Origin of the sequence: Flammeovirga sp. OC4 (genome assembly GCF_000812565.1) — a bacterium.
Classification (GTDB): Bacteria; Bacteroidota; Bacteroidia; order Cytophagales; family Flammeovirgaceae; genus Flammeovirga.
Genome location: NZ_JTAM01000002.1, coordinates 33,406 through 51,653, shown reverse-complemented (window position 1 = coordinate 51,653; position 18,248 = coordinate 33,406). Strand labels below are relative to the sequence as shown.

The following is an 18,248-nucleotide window of genomic DNA, read 5'->3' as shown; positions in this document are numbered from 1 at the left end:
ATTAAATTAATTTTTATTAAATCATGGGAGCAATTATAGCCTTAGTTGCAATAATTGGAGCATTTTCAGTGCCAATTGTCGCATTACTAACCAAAGGGAATAGAAGTAAAAGTGAAACCAATAGAATATTGAAAGATCTTGAAAGTATAAAAAAAGAAAACTTTCAATTAAAACAGCGTTTAGAGAATATTGAAACAATAGTTACAGAGCCAGATTATGATATTCATAGGACTTTAAAAAGTTCAGGTGATCAAAATCATAAATTATTGGACTAAAACGAACGTAAATCGTACACTTCGCTAGAAAAGTGTTCATTTACGCACAAATCAAAAATCTTCAATTTATATATAATTGACTGATAATTAATACTTTACATATTTGGGCTTTAAATTGGCATTATCTAGTGCAAAAGAGATATAAACCGCGGATACCTTATAAAGGTGTAAGCGTAAAGATAAAGTTTAAATAATTGAATTGGTTGGAAAAGGCAAATATCATATGATGTTTGCTTTTTTGTTTAATAAACTTTCTTAATTTTTTTAAATGCGCTCAAAAAACAGTGTATTTTTTTCATTATTAAAAGGTATTCACCTAAAAATTTACGATTTCCACGAAAAGATACCTAGATTTCTGATATATTAGAAAGATGGCTCATATCACTGAGTAAATCTGATACTTACCATATACATAGATACAATGTCAAACTTATTTATTTTGAATAAAGAGGCCAACGTTGCTTCAAATTATATCAATGAATTGAGAGATCCGTCTGTTCAAACAGATAGAGCTCGCTTCAGAAGAAACCTTGAAAGACTTGGAGAGTTATTGAGTTATGAAATCAGTAAGACATTAGAATATAAAGATATTGATGTGCCTACGCCACTTGGTGTTTCTCCTTCAAGAACTATCACTGACCAACTTGTTGTAACCACTATCTTAAGAGCAGGTTTACCAATGTACCAAGGTGTACTGAACGTTTTCGACCACGCAGACAGTGGTTTTGTAGCTTCTTACAGATCTAATGCTCCAGGAAATGACGTAGAAATCAATATGGAATACGTTGCCTCGGGTAATTTAGATGGAAAAGTCGTGATCTTAGCAGATCCAATGCTTGCTACAGGTAAGTCATTATTACTTGCTTTGGAAGGGTTGTTGAAAAATGGTACTCCCAAACATGTACACATCATGGCTGCTATAGCTAGTGAAGAAGGTGTAAAATACATTCAAGACAATATCAAAGTACCAGCCTCTTTATGGCTTGCTGCTGTTGACCCTGAATTGAATGCAAAGTCATATATTATTCCAGGTCTTGGTGATGCTGGTGATTTATGTTTCGGAGAGAAATTGTAATTTCTAGTTAGAATATAAAATGAAGCCGTTGAATTGATCAATTCAACGGCTTTTTTTAAAAGACATGAATGACGCAAACGCTTAACATTCGCACCAGTGAGCTTTCTATCATTTTAGTTTGGTAGTACTCTCCCTCGGCCTTGAAGGGAAAAGCGTTAAGAATTTCATGAATTGAACCGTTAAAAATGATTTTCTTGTTTGAGCTTTAGCGAGTTTAGAATCATTGAGGCGAGAGAAATGGAATTTAGCTTTATGACTTCTAAGCCTTGATTTTTTTTGCTTCTTTTTGCTTCAAGCCTAAAACAAAGAGGATAGAAGCTTGAAAGTTGCCCCTATAAATGCTTACAGAGTCCGATTAAAAATTGACGATAATTTAGTTTAATATTTATTTATTGAAATAATACAGTGATTGTATTTGGGCAGACCCTAGGGCCTGCCCCTTCATTGGGTAAAGACCATAGATTTGGTCTATTAAAAGTGAATCCAATCCATCACTACAGAATGTTCTTATACTTTACCCGATACTCTTCCAATGGCAATCCACCAGGGTGAGAAGGTGCTGTTTTTATATTTATAAACTCACTATCAAAATCTACAATAATCCATAAGTTGGTCACTGGAATTTCTTTTGATACTGCTTTACTCACTGGGTATTGACCAAACACGTCCTCCCACTTCACTTGCTCCAATGTTTTACCTTTTAGGTAATTCGAAATCATTGTATACCTTGTATTTGAGTCTTCATTATTTTTCCAGTATGCTTTTGGCAACTTTTTGACATTGACCTTTTTGATGTTAAAATGTGCTTTGACAGATGCTTTCAAATCATCATTTGCTCTAATGTCATTACTGATGGCTAAAAAATTATGTTCGTTTTGGACCTTCACTTTTTTCTTACCACTCAATTCATAAATTGTAGCTCCTGAGTGATCTGTCAGTACATAACCTATCCCTACAGCAATTGGTAATTGTTCGATTTTAGTACATGCCTCTTCCTTACTTTTACTTTCTAGTATTGATCTTGCAAAAAATACAGAAGGAAGACCTTCATCGATATTGGCTCTTAAGTCAAACTTTGAATGTGCATTTAATGAAAAGCCATTTTCAAGATGTACACCTTGGATTCCAACGGTACCCACATACCCCGTCAAGAGTAAAACCTCTCCATCAACATTGTATTTCATTAAACATTGAGCACCTTCGAACATTCTAGCCCAATCCAATGAGTAACAGACTGAAGCTTTATTATCGTTCCACACTGCCCCTGCACTACAATGACCACTCAAATTATTTCCTTCAACAAGTGCTGGGTTTTTGCCACTCATTTCTTCCATTACTGCAAAAAGCTCATCAAAGGAGATATTAAAACAAAGTAGATCCTCCAAAGGTAAATCACTGCCTTCTGCCATACCTTTTACTTCGTCATGTAATTGAGGTGTGTATTTTTGAATGGCTTCAAGCATACCGGTCTTATGAAGGCAAAAACTTTTATAGTTTTCATAATTAGGAGCTAACCCCACACTCATCATCATAGGTTCCACTAATTCATACTTGAAACGGTTCAGCATATAACGAATTTCTTTTTTAAACTTTTTACCGTGTTCGTAGCCAACGGTATAATGTGAACCTTCTGCCTCAATCACATAGTAATTAGAACTTTCATTGAGCTCAATTTGATAGTAAACAGGAGGTATTCCTGCCACTGACACATTTAATGTCAACATCATAATACTCAACCATGCTACCAAAACAGCAATCACCTTTAATCTTATTATATTGATCTCTTTCATAACTCTTAATTATTTTCTGGTTTATTTTATTATTTGTTGCGATAAATATTGGTTGTTTATCCTTTGCTCTATTTCACTTGATCTTGCTTCCACACTTTTTTTATTCTGAGAACATGATGAAAGTGAACCCAATAAAATGGTCATGGAAGTGGCAAAAATGAGATAAAGAATTGTTGTCGTAATTTTATTTTTCATATCGATTTTAGTCTGTTAAATCATTTATTATTGTCAAAGTTTAGCGATCTGAACAGCAATAGAATTGGTAGTAGCTTATATACTATTATTGAAGAGAAGGATATTCATGAAAAACCAATTAATTAAATAAATATTCAAAATGGCTACTTTAGTGTTTCATTATATATCATTTTGAAACTCTTTTTACATGTAAAAATATTTTAGTTTGTTTTAGTCTACATCAAAAGTGCTGATTTCAAATGTTCCTCCATTTGCATTCGAATCACCGCTTCTCCAGACAAAATTGACCATACCTAATGGAAACTCAAAGTAATCATTACGCACAATATGACTACCATATTCACTCATCACTGTTGTATGGTCCAATACCTCACCTGCAACGGACCATTTTCCTTTATTGACTCCTTCAGTGAAATAAGTAAGTCTTTCATAACCTCCGTCTTGATGTTCAACATAAACATTCATGAAAGAGTTAGCTGAAGATGTCGCTACGTTGATATCAAAAGAATAAGCATCTAATCTTTTACCACCTTTATTTACTTGCCAAGCATAGACAGCTTGTGATGATTGACCTCTTAACTCTCCTACTTCACCAATAGCAATATCTTCATAACCATACACCTGAGTTAATGGAACTACTGGAGGGTGAATCTTTTCCGGTTCCACTTCTGTATCAAAACCTAAAGCGTAGTTGATAAGCACTTTAGTATCAAAATCCACAAAGTAGGTATATTGTAAATTAGCCGTAGGTTTTATCATTTTGGGTATATCTCCACGAGTGGTATTTACTGTCAATTTACATTGCTTACCAGCTACTACATAAGCAAAAAAGGAGTTTTTCTCGCTTTCTGACATCACCTTCATCTCTACCCCATTGATATTACCGCCCGTCACTTCGTCTTGAACAGATCTTGCAGTGATATACGCATAATCATGATTGGCCAAAGTTAATTTCACTTTCTTATCAGCAGATGTTCCTTTTTCTTCACCCGATAAGTAATAGTTATAGATTACTGTTTCCTTGCAGGAACTAGGGTGAACCACTGATACTGTAAATGCTCCATATACTTGCTCAAATGTGTGTTGAAAATTAGGAATATCTACACTATCGATAACAAACTCACGTTGCTCATCCTTGAGGACTAATGTATATCCTTTGAGGATCACTCCGTCCGTAGCTTTTCGGCCTCCACTCATTGGGGTCACATTTTCTTGAAGCAAAGTCACCTCCACATTGCGAGCTTCCATTGGTGGAGTCGGAACTTCATCATTGCTTTTACTGCATGAGAATAACATTGAGAAAACTAGGGGTAAGATTAGTAATACTTTTTTCATTGTTCTATTTGAATTGATTAATAATGTTTGAATTGTGTAAAGAATTTTACTTTACACATTATGTAGTTATTAAAATGAATATTTTGTGTTTCATTTTATAAACTTTTGTAACGCTTATAAAATTAAAAAAGTTACATCAAAATATTATTTTAACTTACTTTAGTAATAGTAGATTTTGGACATAAAAAAAAGCCTTCAAAAAAAGGCTTCTACAAGTAATGCTGTTATGATGATGATTGGGTTTGTAAAAATTAGTGAGTGACTGTACTCTTTATGTAATTAAAAAAGTTGATTTATTTTTTCTCAATTTGGGATACAATCACTGGAATCACCTCATTAAATGGCTTTCCACTTAGTTTAGCCATTGTAGTGCACATATCAAAGATATCTTTCCCTCTTTGACTCTTCATTAATTCAAGTGCCGAAACATAATCGTAATGCTCATTTTCTTGGGCAAGATTTAATACAATACGACTAAATTTCATCAATTTTGTCTCTTCAAAACCTCCTTCAAACTCCGGAATTTCTTGTAGAATTGTACTGATCATCAACAAGTCATAATTATCTGGTATAGACTGTTCGTGTCCTCGCATCGTCTTTTTGTATTCATCATGCAATTCTTTATTGACACGAATAGACGAAGATTGATTTTTTAAACTTCCTTTATTTTTACTGGCCATACTTTTCTATGATTAATGCAACACGAAAATACTAAATTGTAATCACCTACAAAAGATAAAAAGCTGTTCACTACCTCATATTTATGAGAGTAAAGACAATAATTGTGATTGAAAATACATTTTAAATAAAGGAACGCAGCACTACATTATGAAATGTTGTCGTATATTACTTGATAAGTGCAAGAATCAAAATTTTTTACGACTATCGTACATTCATTTTGATAAGCACCTATCTTATTTTTTAATAGTCTATCTTTTGAGCCAACGTCTCAACTTAAATTATTTTTAATAGTCTGAAGTGCTATACACGCAGTAATTATTATGGAAAATAAACTAATAATTAATATCCTAGAACTTATTGGTGGTCTTATTGTCTTAATTGGTGGAGGTGAATTTCTTGTAAATGGTGCGACAAACATTGCATTACGTTTAAAAATACCAGCCATCATTGTAGGCCTTACTATTGTTGCCTTTGGTACTTCTGCCCCAGAACTTTTTATTAGTTTACATTCCGCCTTATCAGGAAATGCCGACCTGGCTATAGGAAATGTGGTGGGTTCAAATATTTGTAACCTCGGAATGGTGTTAGGTATTACAGCAATCATTTATCCTATTAAAGTAAGTGACACTACTCTTAAGTTCGATTGGCCTGTGGCTATGGGAGCATCATTGCTGCTATTCTTACTCACTTTTGACAATGTAATTTCTTCAACAGAAGGAGGTGTATTTTTTGGCTTATTAATCATTTATCTGTTTGTCCTTTTTAAAAGAACTAAATCAGACATTGAGCTTCAAAAAACTACAAATGAAGAATTTCAATTGGATGAAAGTGAAAAAGGGAAAAGTTCAACCTCACTTTGGATGAAAGATATTGCATTTTTGGTTACGGGCATCGTCGCTTTAAAATTTGGAGCAGAATGGTTTATCGATGGGGCCAAATCTATTTGTTTGGAACAATTGGGTTTAAATGAAAGAATTGTAGGGATTTTGGTGTTAGCACTTGGAACAAGTTTACCTGAATTAGTCACCTCATCAGTGGCGGCTTTTAAGAAAGAGACTGATCTTGCATTAGGAAACTTGATGGGGTCAAATATCTTTAATGTTCTTTCTATTTTAGGGATTACCAGTATGGTCATTCCTATTAATGTCAGTGAAGTTATGCATAGTTATGATATGGTTTGGATGCTGGGAATTACACTTCTTACTATTCCTTTAATGGTTTTAGGAAGGGATTTAAACCGATATGAAGGTATGTTGCTACTCAGTGCATATTGCTATTACATCTACACTATCTTCTAAGGAAATAAGTACTCAGTACAAATTCAAAATTATCTAATACTAATTCCATTTATCATTTTGCGATTACTTCCTTCAAAAAACTTTCAATAGAACCACTATTCATACGTTTTTTAGCGTTGTACTCACAAAAATAAATTAGAATTAACTATAATTTATTTTTGACTTTGTACTTAAGACAAAAAACTTCTACTCAAAAAGTAGAAGTTTTTTACTTTCTCAATAAATATTCTGTATTCTCTAATAATACTATTGTGTTCTCTCCTATTAACTAATTACAAACTGTGTTTCGCTCGCTTTAAATCATTTCTTTTTTTCTGAAACTTGACGGGGAAAAACCATAATGTTGATGGAATACTTTAGAGAAATATCCCACATCATTAAACCCACAATCATAACAAATTTCAGAGATTCTATGGTTGGTTTGAATTAATAGCTCCGATGCTTTTTGAATCCGCTTTTTGTTGATGTACTGCTTAGGACTTTCATCAAAAGTCTGTCTAAACTTCCTTTTAAAAGTGGACAAGCTTAAACCGGTCAGAATTGCAATGTCTTCTATTGATAAATCTTCATATAAATGGCTATGGATAATTTTCTTGAATTGCGTTTCCTCTGGTTGAAATAATGAACTCAATAATGCTTTGACATTATTACCTTCTTTGGCATTGGAAAGCAATAAAACCAACTCTTTGACTTTCAATTTTATTAATTCCTCATTGACCATTGATGGATTTTTGAAATAAAATAAAAGGCTATCAATATAAGTTGTGATCATTTCATCTAATGGAATTTTCTCCACATTCTGGCTCACTTTTCTAGGATATTTCAACACTTCGGGCAATCCCTCATCATAGACATATTTTAAAGTATCTGGGTAAAAATGAATCAGAATAGCCTCATAAGGTTGTTCTTCTTGTTGCTCCACCCAATGATTAACATAGTTACCGCATTTCATCAAAAAGCTGTCTGAAGAAGTAAAAGTGTATTGCTCATTGGTTGCATAAAGCATTGCTTTTCCATGAAGTACATGTATAAAGCAAGCTTCATTATTCATAGTTGCGTCCTTTTTTAATGGAGGTTTAAAACTTGCTTTTTCAAAGACAGGTTTCCCATTTAACTGAAAATGATCATAACTTAAAAGACTCATAGAAAAACCTTATCTCGTTTCGTATTGTTTCTTGATTTCATCAAAATTATCCGCATTAATTTCTTCGCCTGTTGTGACATAATGCTCCACGGCCAACATATAATTACTCAATTGTTTTCTGAATTTCCCTTTGGCTAGACCTCCCATAAATGCAGGTTTAGTTCTATAGTTAAATTCAAAAACTAACTTACTTGTATTGGCATCAAGCGGAACTACTTTATAAGTAGCATAAGAGTACTCTGGTACTAATGGGATCCCTTGTGTAGTAGTGATTTGCACCTTAAAAGAGTAATTTTCAGGATCATAATCTACCTGTGTTTCTTTGACATATTTTGATCCGTCTAAATTAAGATTACAAACTCTTTCTGCACCTTCACAACCTTGGTGTTGATCGTTTGTATAACTAGAACTAACGACAAGAGGATGTGATTTATGAATTTCACCAAATTCTTCTCCAACTACTTTCCAAACCGCTGCTGCTGGCGCTTTAATCGTTCGTTCTACCGAAATGAACTGTGTTTTCTTTTGAGCAAAAAGACTCGCTGAAAGTAGTAAAAAATAGAATGTAAAATAGACCGTATTTTTCATAGTGTAATGTATTTAAAAGCTATAATTGTTTTTGTTGACATTACAAATATGGCGGGTCTATGAATGGTTTATAGCGACAAAAAGTTCAATGATTTGGAAAATTAGACCAATGACTTTTTATAGTCAGAAGGAGAAACCTGATAAGTAGACTTGAAGAGTTTGGAGAAGTAACCAATATCATTGAAACCGCAATCATAAGCAATTTCGGAGATACGTTGATCAGTAGTTTGAAGTAAACTAATGGCTTTTTCCAATCTTTTTGACTTGATATATTGTGTTGGGCTGGTATTGAAAACTGTTTTGAATTTTCTTTTAAAAGTAGACAAACTAAGCCCTGTAAAAAAGGCCAAATCTTGTAAACTTAGATCTTCATAAAGATGAGCATGGATGATCTCTTTAAAATCATAAGCATTGGCTTTGAACAGATCACTAAACATATTTTTGATCACACCGGTATGGTCTGAATTCAGCATGACTTGAATCAATTCTCTTACTTTTAATTTGATTAATTCATCATTCATCAAAGAAGGATTTTGAAAATAAAACTCCAAGCTTTTCATATAATTTACCAACATTTCATTGGTCTTCAACTTCGCAACAGGACCATGAGGTTTTACATCAGAAGATTTAAAAACTTCTGGAATATTATTATCATAAATATGCTTCAATACATCTGGATAAAAATGCATCACCATGACCTGACTTTTATCCTCATCTTCATTTTTCTTCCAAACGTTGACAAAGTTGTCACATTTCATCAGAAAGCAATCTGATGTTTCCAAAGAAAGCGTATCGTTGGGTACATATAAATTGGATTTCCCTTTGATGATAAATACAAAACGTGCTTCATCTACAAAAGACGAATTAGCTTTAAATGGAGGTTCAAAAACAGCTTTTCCAAAAATAGGTTTATCTAGAAGTTCAAAATGAGTAAGATCAAAAGATGACATAAAATAAGTAAGGTGTTTAACTTCTGAGCGAAGTATATTTTCATTTAAAAAATTGCGAATCTATCCTCAAAATAGTGAATGATTAACAACCTAATTAATTAATTTTTATGAAAATGAACAAATAAACCGAAATTGCTCTTTAGTTAATGCTAAAAAAATATGTAATGACAAGAAGATCTTTATCTTTGTAGGGTGGAAATCTGATATAAGGTTTCTAATTTTTTTTAGAAATAAGACTAATCACATGAGACGCTTAGGCGAATATATTCTCTTTTTGAAAAAGATGTTCTCCAACAGGGAGCCTCTTACCACTTACGTTCGTTTATTTTTTCAGGAGTGTATCAACATCGGTATCAATTCCCTCTTTTTAGTAGGCTTCGTCTCTCTTTTTGTGGGAGCAGTAATTGCATTACAAATGGCTTACAATATTGTTAGTCCATTATTACCAAAGTACATTATTGGCTTAGCGACAAGAGAAATGATGATTTTGGAGATGGCACCCACATTATCAGCTATTGTATTTGCTGGTAAGGTAGGTTCGCAGATTGCCGGTGGAATTGGTACTATGCGTATCACTGAGCAGATTGATGCTTTAGAAGTGATGGGTATTAATTCAGCTTCTTACTTGGTGCTCCCTAAAATTATTGCAGGCATGGCTATGCTTCCTTTGTTAGCAATTTTGTCAGCGGCATTGGGTATTTGGGGTGGATATCTCGCTACAATTTTCGGCAACTTATCTCCTACGGAAGATTATATATATGGTATTCAAAATACATTTGTTTCTTTTGAGGTACCTTTTGCCATTATCAAAGCATTTGTTTTCGGTTTTATCGTCACTTCTATTTCTGCTTTCAAAGGCTACAATGTGAAAGGTGGAGCTTTGGAAGTAGGTAAGGCAAGTACTGATGCGGTAACAGCTTCATGTATTGCTATACTTGCAGCAGACTTTATTCTAGCAGACACTTTACTTTCGTAGACAATGATTGAGATTAAAAATGTAGGGAAATCTTTCCAAGGAAAAGAAGTACTAATGGATATTAGTGCCACTTTTGAGAAAGGCAAAACAAATATGATCATCGGTGCCAGTGGTACAGGTAAGAGTGTTTTGCTGAAAACAATTGTAGGTCTCTTCTCTCCTAACAAAGGTTCAGTGTTATATGACGGCAGAGATTTCCATGCTTCGACAATAAGAGAACAAAAGATTATTCGTGGAGAAATTGGTATGCTTTTCCAAGGTAGTGCATTGTTTGACTCACTTACCGTAGCAGAAAATGTTCGTTTCCCTTTAAATATTCACTCTGATATGTCAGAAAGTGAAAAGGACGATAAGGTCAATTTTTATTTGAAACGAGTAGGTTTAGAAAACGCTGCACACAAAATGCCTTCTGAGATCAGTGGTGGTATGCAAAAAAGGGTGGGTATTGCCAGAGCCATTGTGATGAACTCTCAATATCTATTCTGTGATGAACCTAACTCTGGTCTTGATCCTCAAACAGCGTGGATGATTGATCAGTTAATTCATGAAATTACGCAAGAATATAATCTTACAACAGTTATCGTATCACATGATATGAACTCTGTAATGGAAATCGGTGAGTACATTATGTTTATGTATAAAGGTTTGAAAATTTGGGAAGGGACTAAAGATGAAATTTTAGATGCGGAACCAAAAGAATTAAAAGATTTCTTATTCTCAAATAAGTTAGTGAGGACATTCAAAGGGATTTAAAGAGAGAAAAGGTAAGAATGATAAGGGAAATGTATCTATTTCATTTTCAATTTATCTTTTCTAAAAAATATACAACGAGCATCAAGATTGATTTTTCTTGATGCTCGTTTTTTAAGAATGATATAAATATCTTTGAGTACTGTTTTTTTGAATGAATACCTAACAGGGTTACACTTCTACGTGGCATTACATCTTCATGGATTTCTTACTTTCTGCTTCAACACCGAAAGATTCTATCAAAAGATCGTTCATAGCGTCACTGTTTATAATAGTATTAATTTTACCTTCCACATCTGTCGGATGAATTTCTTCACCGTACCATTTCACTTGTATTTTGGCTCTTTTTCCATCTAAATACTTCTTCCCTTCTTCCATATCTCTACGTTTTTGGGGTTTCAATAATTGATAAGGAAAACCATAGGTATACTCTTCATATATATAGGTCTGCTTTTCTGAAACAGAAGCTTCTAAAGCTTGTTTAAAGCGGCCTGGCGTGGCAGAATCTCTAGTATTTCTCGACATTCTTACTGCGATTTGTACACTATCCACACCTTTGATAGGAACATTATGAATCGTAATACGTTCATATTTTTCAGTACTTTTATTGGTGGTATAAGAAGACATAAACAAAGAAATACTGAAAACTAAAGTCAGCAGTTTTGCTCCGATGATCAAGGATTTACTATTTCTATGATTGCTTTCTAAAACCACCTGGTCTACGTGAAAACCATTTCTATTCACTTTATGAACAGCCAACTTTTTATCGGGTATTGAATAAGGCAACAGTAAGGATAATACTACCATAAATAGTATTGTGAAATAAAAAGGTTCTTTGTAGCCTATGGTCTGATTAAATGTCACTTCCAAGGTTCCATTTAACAATAAAGCGAAGCCTACAATCAAAAAAGTATACACCACTGACAATATAAAAGGACGATACTTAAATGGGATATTGGAAACAGTTTTATGGACTAAATTTGATTTACCTTTATCTTCTCTGTCATATTTAGAGTTAGTTGTGACTTTAAACATAATTCAATCTTTCTTTCGGGTTTATCTAATTTAATATCAAACAAATATACGTATAGACCTCCCAAAGGATTATGAATTATCGTTAATTGTATTTAATGACCTTTCTCAAGTAATCAATTCAAAATCGCCACTTTCACCCTTTGAAGCTCTTCTGACCGCTTGATCTGCTCTACGGACTGGCTCAAAGATTCTGTACTCTCCATGGTACTTTTTAATAATATGAATCGTGTTTTCGATACTAATTAAGTGACCTGGACTGATAAAAATGGGCTTCACACCTGTATTACTTCTCAGTGCAACACCTACCACTTCATCTTCCAAAAGCATCGGGGAGATACTTCCTTTTTGTTTTCCGAGCTCGCTTTCATATTTGACCAGTGGCTTTTTTGCACACCCAATTGTAGGAATGTTCAACTTTAAACCAAGCCAACTTGCAATTCCAAATCTTCTTGGATGAGCAATTCCATGGCCATCCACAATGACTAATGCAGGTTTTAATTTTAGTTCTAAAGCTAGTTGCTCTAAGCATTCTACCAAAAGAGGCCCCTCATAATAAGCAAAATACCCTGAAGTATAAGGAGTGGTTGGCAGCGGATGAATGGTTACAAAAGTATTGACCCACTCCCCTGTTTTTCCTCTCATGATATCACAAGAAACGAATGCACAATCATCCGTATAGGCTACGTCCATTGTACACACTGCATCTTCCAGTCCTAGTTGTAATCGGGGAGTATCATCAGGGTAAATGATGACTTTCTTTGCTAACTCCTCCTGCTCTTTATCTTTTATTTTATCCATAGATGGAATCAAAAAAGACGTTACAATACCATTGTAACGTCTCATTTATTATCTATATACTCGTTTTTTATTCAAAGCATTTTGATAGATTCTCGCATATCTATTGTGCTCTGTCAATGTCTTAGAGAAGTGATGGTAACCTGAAAAATCAGCATCTGCTACCATATACATGTATTTGTGCTTCTCTGCATTCAACACCGCATTAATGGCTGTTGTTGAAGGGATTCTGATGGGCCCTGGAGGTAAACCAGAATACTTATAAGTATTGTATGGTGAATCTACTTCCAAGTGCTTGTTCAACACTCTTTTGACATCTGTAAATTCTTTGACCATTCCTACCTGAACAGCAGCATAAACTACTGTGGGGTCTGATTGTAATGCCCAATTTCTATTGAGGCGATTCACATATAAACCGGCCACTTTAGGCATTTCATCCGACTTGATTGTCTCAGATTCCACAATTGAAGCTAAGGTAGACACTTGATAAGGTGTCAAGCCGATTGCTTCAGCTTTTGCTTTTCTTTTACTATTCCAAAAACGATCGTACTCTTTTTTCAACCTTCTCATTAATTGTTTTGGAGAGATCGTCCAATACACTTCATAAGTATTGGGTAAGAAAAGAGCCTTTACGGTTAATGAATCAAGACCTAATTCTTTCAACAATTCTGCATCCGTTGCTGCTTCATAGAACTGTTCCGACGTCATCTCTAAACGAGGAGTAATTCTCTCTGCTACATCTTGGATTGTTCTTGCATTGTTGAATGTAATTTTGATAGGAGTTTGAGCTCCTGATCTTAAGAAACGTACCGCCTCAAGGTTAGTCATATTAGGTTGTAATACATACAAACCAGGCTTTACGTTTTCATTATATTTTAATGCTTTACTTACAAAACGAAATGGAACCAACTCCGATAGAATATCATACTTCTGTAAAGTATCTGACACACTTTCGATGGATGCCCCATGTGGAATTCTGATGACTGCAGGCTCTTTATCAACTTGTATGTTAGCCGTGTAAAAAACTTGATAAATATAGACTAAAATCGAAATTGTAAAGACTGAAAAGCCTACAAATAAAAAAATACGTAAATTACTTTTTACCATTGCTGTTTAATTTTGGCACTTCAAAGATTTAGGTGTTCTTTGAGTGACTTTTTAATTCTGGATGGTAAATTAAAGTACTCATCCTTTCTTCTGCAAACATTTCATTGGCAACTTCAAGTAAATCTTCAGCACTGATCGCTTTAATTTGCTGAAAGACTTCCTCTATTGTTTCAAACTTCTCCTTGTCTAGCAGTGCCTTACCCATTCCTAACATGATAGACAAGTTGCTCTCACCCGACATGGCAATTTGTCCCATGATTTGTTGCTTCACGCTTCTTAATTGTTGTACACCTAATTTTTTATCTCTTAATTTCGATAATTCATTATGTACCAATTTCAAGCATTTATTTAAACTTTTATCTTCTGTAGCGAAGTAAATACTGAATTGTCCCGAATCAAGATATGATGTAGACCCTGCCGAAATATCATAGACATAACCGTACTTCTCTCTAATCCCCAAATTCAATCTGGAGTTCATCGCCGGACCTCCCAGAAGGTTCGTCAACAAGAAAAATGTCAATCGCTTAGGATGATGCATTTCAAACGCATCTGAACCTATCATCACATGCGCAGAGTTGATTGGTTTATACCTTTCGACAAACTGAGGCTTATAACCCGTGAAAATTTCTCTTGTACGATCTTTCTTCGCTTCCTTTATGCCTCCAAAATACTTCTCTACCAATTTTACCACCTTTTCAAAAGGTAAATTAGAAATAGAAGAGATAACCACTTGATGTGTATCTACATTTTGTTCTAAGAAATCAAAGAAATCTTTTTGTTGAAAACTATTGACACTGTCTACAGTACCCAGAATATTTCTTCCAAGAGGGTGGTTTGGAAAGATAATTTCATCGAATTCATCACCAATTGCATCAGTGGGATCATCCTTGTACATGGACATTTCTTCCAATATAACAGAACGCTCTTTTTCAATTTCCTTTTCAGGAAAGTTCGAATTGAACGTTAAATCTGAAAGAATATCAACAGACTTCTCAAAATGTTCAACTAAAGTGGAAGTATAAAATGTAATTTTTTCCTTAGAAGTATACGCGTTCAACTCACCTCCTACAGAATCAATACTATTAAGAATATGATACGTTTTTCTCTTGTTCGTACCCTTAAAAGCCATATGTTCCCAGAAGTGAGCAATGCCTTGCTGTTCTAAAGTTTCGTCCCTACTCCCTACATTCAAAACAACACCACAATGTGCCAGTTTAGTTGTTTTTACTTGTCTGTGTATTAGTCGAATTCCGTTTGATAAACGGTGAATCTGATAATTTTTATCCATTGACTATTTGTTTCCCACAAAATTGAACCTCATTTCTTCTTAAAAACGAGCCTGCAAATTTACTGATAATCATTCACTCTTTTACCTAATGGTATTAAAAAATAAGGCTGTTGGATAGATTTATTAATAAAAAGAGATAAAATAATGAACTTCGATGAAGTTTGTTTTAGAGAATGAAACAGAAAGACATAGAATAATGTTTTTGAGTTCATCAAAAAGTCTAAGTGTTCATGTGGAATACAGGTTATATTTTCCTTTTAAAATTGGTTTCACCCTACTCCTCGTCAACACAATAATTCATGGAGACGAACGGAAATATACCGAAAAACCTTAAAATGAAAATTGCGGTTATCCGGTATATTTAAACCATAAAAAAAATGAATATCAATAGTATAAATGACTTCCAACAACTATTTCTTGTTCTTTTCCCTCAGTTCCGAAGGAGCATGACCGTAATGCTTTTTGAAGACCTTACTCATATGAGCGATATGACTGAAATTTAGATCAAACGCAATCTCTGTAAGGCTTTTCTCGGTAAATGTGATTTGCCTATACACCTCCTCCACTTTTTGTTGATTATAGAATTGAAGTACTGGTTGATCAAAAATGGATTTAAATATTCTATTGAGCTTAGAAACACTCATTCCATATTCTTCACTTAATTCCGTCAAGTTAGGTTGTTCGGAGAAATCAGAAAGATAGGTATCCTTCAATTGGATCATGGCCTTCAGATCATCAGGATGAATATTGCTTTTTACCAAAGAAGATTCCTTTTCCATCTTCTCAACGATAACACCCATTATGTCAGCCGCTTTGCTAAAAAAAGTAATATGTCTTCTCTTTTCTTTATCTACATTAGCGATGATTGTTCTTACGTAGTTTTCAATTTCCACATCAAGTGAAAAGTATTGAAACCAAGGTGATTTATCATCGAAAAGAGTTTTGAGTTTGTAATCGGGGTTGGGTGTATTAAAACTATTAAAAAGGTCTAAAGAAAAACGAAGGGTGATCCATTGACATTGAGCATCTACTGGAAATTCTATTTCAAAGTCCTGACTGGAGTTATAAATAAAAACACCAAGGTTATTGAACTTTTGAGTTTCTTCCTTACGAAAGAAGGAACCTGTAAACCCAATTCTTACTATGATATAATGTTTTTCATCATCTGGTGTGTACTTTACCAATATGGGCTTTTTAGCATACATACTAAAAATATCCACATACATATCTTCCAAGAAACAAATAGAGTTGGCTTTAATATCACACCAACTAGTATTAATCAATAATTCTTCACCATCCCAAGACCCTCCTAATTCCTTTGCTATAACCTCATACCCCTTATGATGGTCTGCATCACTGGAGTTAATAATGTATTTATCTTCCATAATATTATACTGAATCCTTTATTCTAATATACTATTCTCTCTTTCTAGATCATATTAAAATTCTCAAATGAGGCTCTTTTTTATAGTTGACGATTTTTGACAACCGCTTAGAGAAAACGTACAAATCATTGGTTTGAAAAAGCTAGACATTTGTAATGTAATCAATCGGGAATAACAATTAAAAAACTTATTCTGAATGTATTACATCAAATATTTATCATTATAAAAACAAATAGAAAATGAAAAATTTAAAAAGCTACTTATCAATCGTTTTAGGGTTTATTTTCTCATTCAATGCAATTGCACAAAACCCTGTTGATGTTGAAAATAACCTTTCGGATTTAAACTTAAAGAAAGAATATAAAGGTGGAAAACTTTATGAAGCCAACGGATTTTTAATTCCTGTTATTGAAGGTTCAAATGAAGAAATGGGGGAACAATATGGTGCATTAATGAAAGATGAAATGCAAAAAATATATGATGCTCTTGTAAAGAAAGAAATTGAAGAAGGAAAATTAGATCAAGAAACTATTCAATTTTGGACGGATAGAGCTTACGGTTCAGGTTCTTTAAGAACGAAGCAGTTCTATGAAGGAGTTGCTAAAGGAGCTGATTGGTCATTGACTGATGTTATTTTTCTAGATCAGGTAATGGAATTTGGTATCTACTATGGTAAACTTCACTCATTCGCAGGTTGTACTTCAATCGCTTCATGGGGTGAGCAATCTAAAGACGGTGAGATGTACATTGGTCGTAATATGGACTGGAGTGAGTCTTTCTTAAACTTCCCAACAGTATTAACGGTAAGAAAGCCAAATGATGGATCGTATAAAATGGCTACTACTGGATGGGCAGGTATGTACGCTGCTTTCACTGCTATGAATGAAAAAGGGGTATACTTAGACGTTCATGATGGTACTAGTATGGGTGGTTCATTAGTGTACAAAGAAAGACCTTCAATCTTGAATACAATGGTTGATATTGTGAGTGAGTCACCTTCATTGGAAGCTGTAAAAGCTAGATTTAATGGCATCAATAATAGTGTTTCAATTATTTTCACAATAGCAGATAGTAATAGTGCTGCATCCGTTGAAGCTTCTTCATTGGCAGGAAATAGAGTTCGTACTCCTAAAAATGATGCACTTACAGTTGTCAATACATTCTTAGCTGACGATTGGGGTTTAGGAACGAGAGAAACTGTAAGTAACTCTTTAAGAAGATACTCAAATATGCAAGATCGCTTAGCTGAAACAAAAGGTCAGGTAGATGCTCAAATGACAAAAGACTTAATGGATATCCGTTTGTTCAACGAAGATGATTCTTTCAAAGAAAATGGTGGTTGTACTAAACCTGAACTTCAAGATGCTGATATCACTGTATACCAAACAGTATTTGATATTCATAATCAAAAGGTATACTTAAAAGTACCAGTTGCTGAATACTTTGCAGACTGGACTGAGATCAACTTAAATGAATTATGGAAATAGTTTTTGTGAGGTTAGAAATATAAAATAAGAGGTAAGAGTTGGTTCTGTTATAAGGATCAACTTTTTTTGCTACACAAATTATACAGATAAAAGA

At 33.9% G+C, this 18,248-nt stretch carries 17 protein-coding genes; 6 read left to right on the top strand and 11 right to left on the bottom strand.

Features of this window, described 5'->3' with window-relative positions; genetic code table 11:
• Nucleotides 1-23: 23 nt before the first annotated feature.
• Both PL77_RS01885 and upp read left to right on the top strand, forming a co-directional pair.
• A complete protein-coding gene (locus PL77_RS01885; protein ID WP_044201139.1) occupies nucleotides 24-275 on the top strand; it encodes a hypothetical protein in 252 nt (83 codons plus the stop codon).
• Nucleotides 276-696: 421 nt separating this feature from the next.
• Nucleotides 697-1,350, top strand: coding sequence for a uracil phosphoribosyltransferase (gene upp / locus PL77_RS01880; protein WP_044201137.1), 654 nt, complete (start codon nucleotides 697-699; stop codon nucleotides 1,348-1,350).
• A gap of 494 nt (nucleotides 1,351-1,844) precedes the next feature.
• On the opposite strand, the gene PL77_RS01875 is transcribed toward upp, so the two are convergent.
• The 3 genes from PL77_RS01875 to PL77_RS01865 all read right to left on the bottom strand — a co-directional run bounded on the left by PL77_RS01875 (nucleotide 1,845) and on the right by PL77_RS01865 (nucleotide 5,350).
• On the bottom strand, nucleotides 1,845-3,140 hold the full coding sequence (locus PL77_RS01875; RefSeq protein WP_044201136.1) for a C45 family autoproteolytic acyltransferase/hydolase: 1,296 nt from the start codon (nucleotides 3,138-3,140) through the stop codon (nucleotides 1,845-1,847).
• Nucleotides 3,141-3,545: 405 nt separating this feature from the next.
• Nucleotides 3,546-4,670 (bottom strand): hypothetical protein, encoded by a 1,125-nt coding sequence (locus PL77_RS01870; RefSeq protein ID WP_156152210.1) that lies wholly within the window; start codon nucleotides 4,668-4,670, stop codon nucleotides 3,546-3,548.
• A 293-nt stretch (nucleotides 4,671-4,963) separates the two neighbouring features.
• The gene (locus tag PL77_RS01865; protein ID WP_044201132.1) at nucleotides 4,964-5,350 is read right to left on the bottom strand and encodes a hypothetical protein; all 387 of its coding nucleotides are present in this window, start codon (nucleotides 5,348-5,350) and stop codon (nucleotides 4,964-4,966) included.
• Between the two features lie 321 nt (nucleotides 5,351-5,671).
• Here PL77_RS01865 and PL77_RS01860 point away from each other — a divergent pair, with 321 nt between their 5' ends.
• A complete protein-coding gene (locus tag PL77_RS01860; protein WP_044201130.1) occupies nucleotides 5,672-6,649 on the top strand; it encodes a calcium/sodium antiporter in 978 nt (325 codons plus the stop codon).
• Nucleotides 6,650-6,944: 295 nt separating this feature from the next.
• Here the strand turns inward: PL77_RS01860 and PL77_RS01855 are convergent, their stop codons facing one another.
• The 3 genes from PL77_RS01855 to PL77_RS01845 form a co-directional block, all read right to left on the bottom strand.
• Nucleotides 6,945-7,793, bottom strand: a complete 849-nt coding sequence (locus PL77_RS01855) for an AraC family transcriptional regulator (RefSeq protein ID WP_044201128.1) — start codon at nucleotides 7,791-7,793, stop codon at nucleotides 6,945-6,947.
• A gap of 9 nt (nucleotides 7,794-7,802) precedes the next feature.
• Complete coding sequence (locus PL77_RS01850) at nucleotides 7,803-8,381, bottom strand: SRPBCC family protein (RefSeq protein ID WP_044201126.1); 579 nt, start codon at nucleotides 8,379-8,381, stop codon at nucleotides 7,803-7,805.
• A gap of 101 nt (nucleotides 8,382-8,482) precedes the next feature.
• Nucleotides 8,483-9,331 carry an AraC family transcriptional regulator gene (locus PL77_RS01845; RefSeq protein ID WP_044201125.1) on the bottom strand — a complete coding sequence of 283 codons (849 nt, stop codon included), beginning with the start codon at nucleotides 9,329-9,331 and terminating at the stop codon, nucleotides 8,483-8,485.
• A gap of 244 nt (nucleotides 9,332-9,575) precedes the next feature.
• Between PL77_RS01845 and PL77_RS01840 the strand changes: the two genes are divergently transcribed.
• Together PL77_RS01840 and PL77_RS01835 are read left to right on the top strand one after the other, a co-directional pair.
• Nucleotides 9,576-10,307, top strand: a complete 732-nt coding sequence (locus PL77_RS01840) for an ABC transporter permease (protein ID WP_044201123.1) — start codon at nucleotides 9,576-9,578, stop codon at nucleotides 10,305-10,307.
• Nucleotides 10,308-10,310: 3 nt separating this feature from the next.
• Nucleotides 10,311-11,060 carry an ABC transporter ATP-binding protein gene (locus tag PL77_RS01835; RefSeq protein WP_044201121.1) on the top strand — a complete coding sequence of 250 codons (750 nt, stop codon included), beginning with the start codon at nucleotides 10,311-10,313 and terminating at the stop codon, nucleotides 11,058-11,060.
• Between the two features lie 186 nt (nucleotides 11,061-11,246).
• Here PL77_RS01835 and PL77_RS01830 read toward each other — a convergent pair whose 3' ends face one another.
• The 5 genes from PL77_RS01830 to PL77_RS01810 form a co-directional block, all read right to left on the bottom strand.
• On the bottom strand, nucleotides 11,247-12,092 hold the full coding sequence (locus PL77_RS01830; RefSeq protein ID WP_044201119.1) for a hypothetical protein: 846 nt from the start codon (nucleotides 12,090-12,092) through the stop codon (nucleotides 11,247-11,249).
• 105 nt (nucleotides 12,093-12,197) lie between these two features.
• Nucleotides 12,198-12,935: an endonuclease V gene (locus tag PL77_RS01825; RefSeq protein WP_052444095.1), complete on the bottom strand. Its 738-nt coding sequence runs from the start codon at nucleotides 12,933-12,935 to the stop codon at nucleotides 12,198-12,200.
• Between the two features lie 3 nt (nucleotides 12,936-12,938).
• Entirely contained in the window at nucleotides 12,939-13,994 is a 1,056-nt protein-coding gene (gene mltG, locus PL77_RS01820) for an endolytic transglycosylase MltG (protein ID WP_044201117.1), read from the bottom strand.
• A 28-nt stretch (nucleotides 13,995-14,022) separates the two neighbouring features.
• Nucleotides 14,023-15,282 (bottom strand): pitrilysin family protein, encoded by a 1,260-nt coding sequence (locus tag PL77_RS01815; RefSeq protein ID WP_044201115.1) that lies wholly within the window; start codon nucleotides 15,280-15,282, stop codon nucleotides 14,023-14,025.
• A 410-nt stretch (nucleotides 15,283-15,692) separates the two neighbouring features.
• Nucleotides 15,693-16,667, bottom strand: coding sequence for an AraC family transcriptional regulator (locus PL77_RS01810; RefSeq protein WP_044201113.1), 975 nt, complete (start codon nucleotides 16,665-16,667; stop codon nucleotides 15,693-15,695).
• A gap of 239 nt (nucleotides 16,668-16,906) precedes the next feature.
• Between PL77_RS01810 and PL77_RS01805 the strand changes: the two genes are divergently transcribed.
• The gene (locus PL77_RS01805) at nucleotides 16,907-18,154 is read left to right on the top strand and encodes a C45 family peptidase (protein WP_044201111.1); all 1,248 of its coding nucleotides are present in this window, start codon (nucleotides 16,907-16,909) and stop codon (nucleotides 18,152-18,154) included.
• Nucleotides 18,155-18,248: the final 94 nt, after the last annotated feature.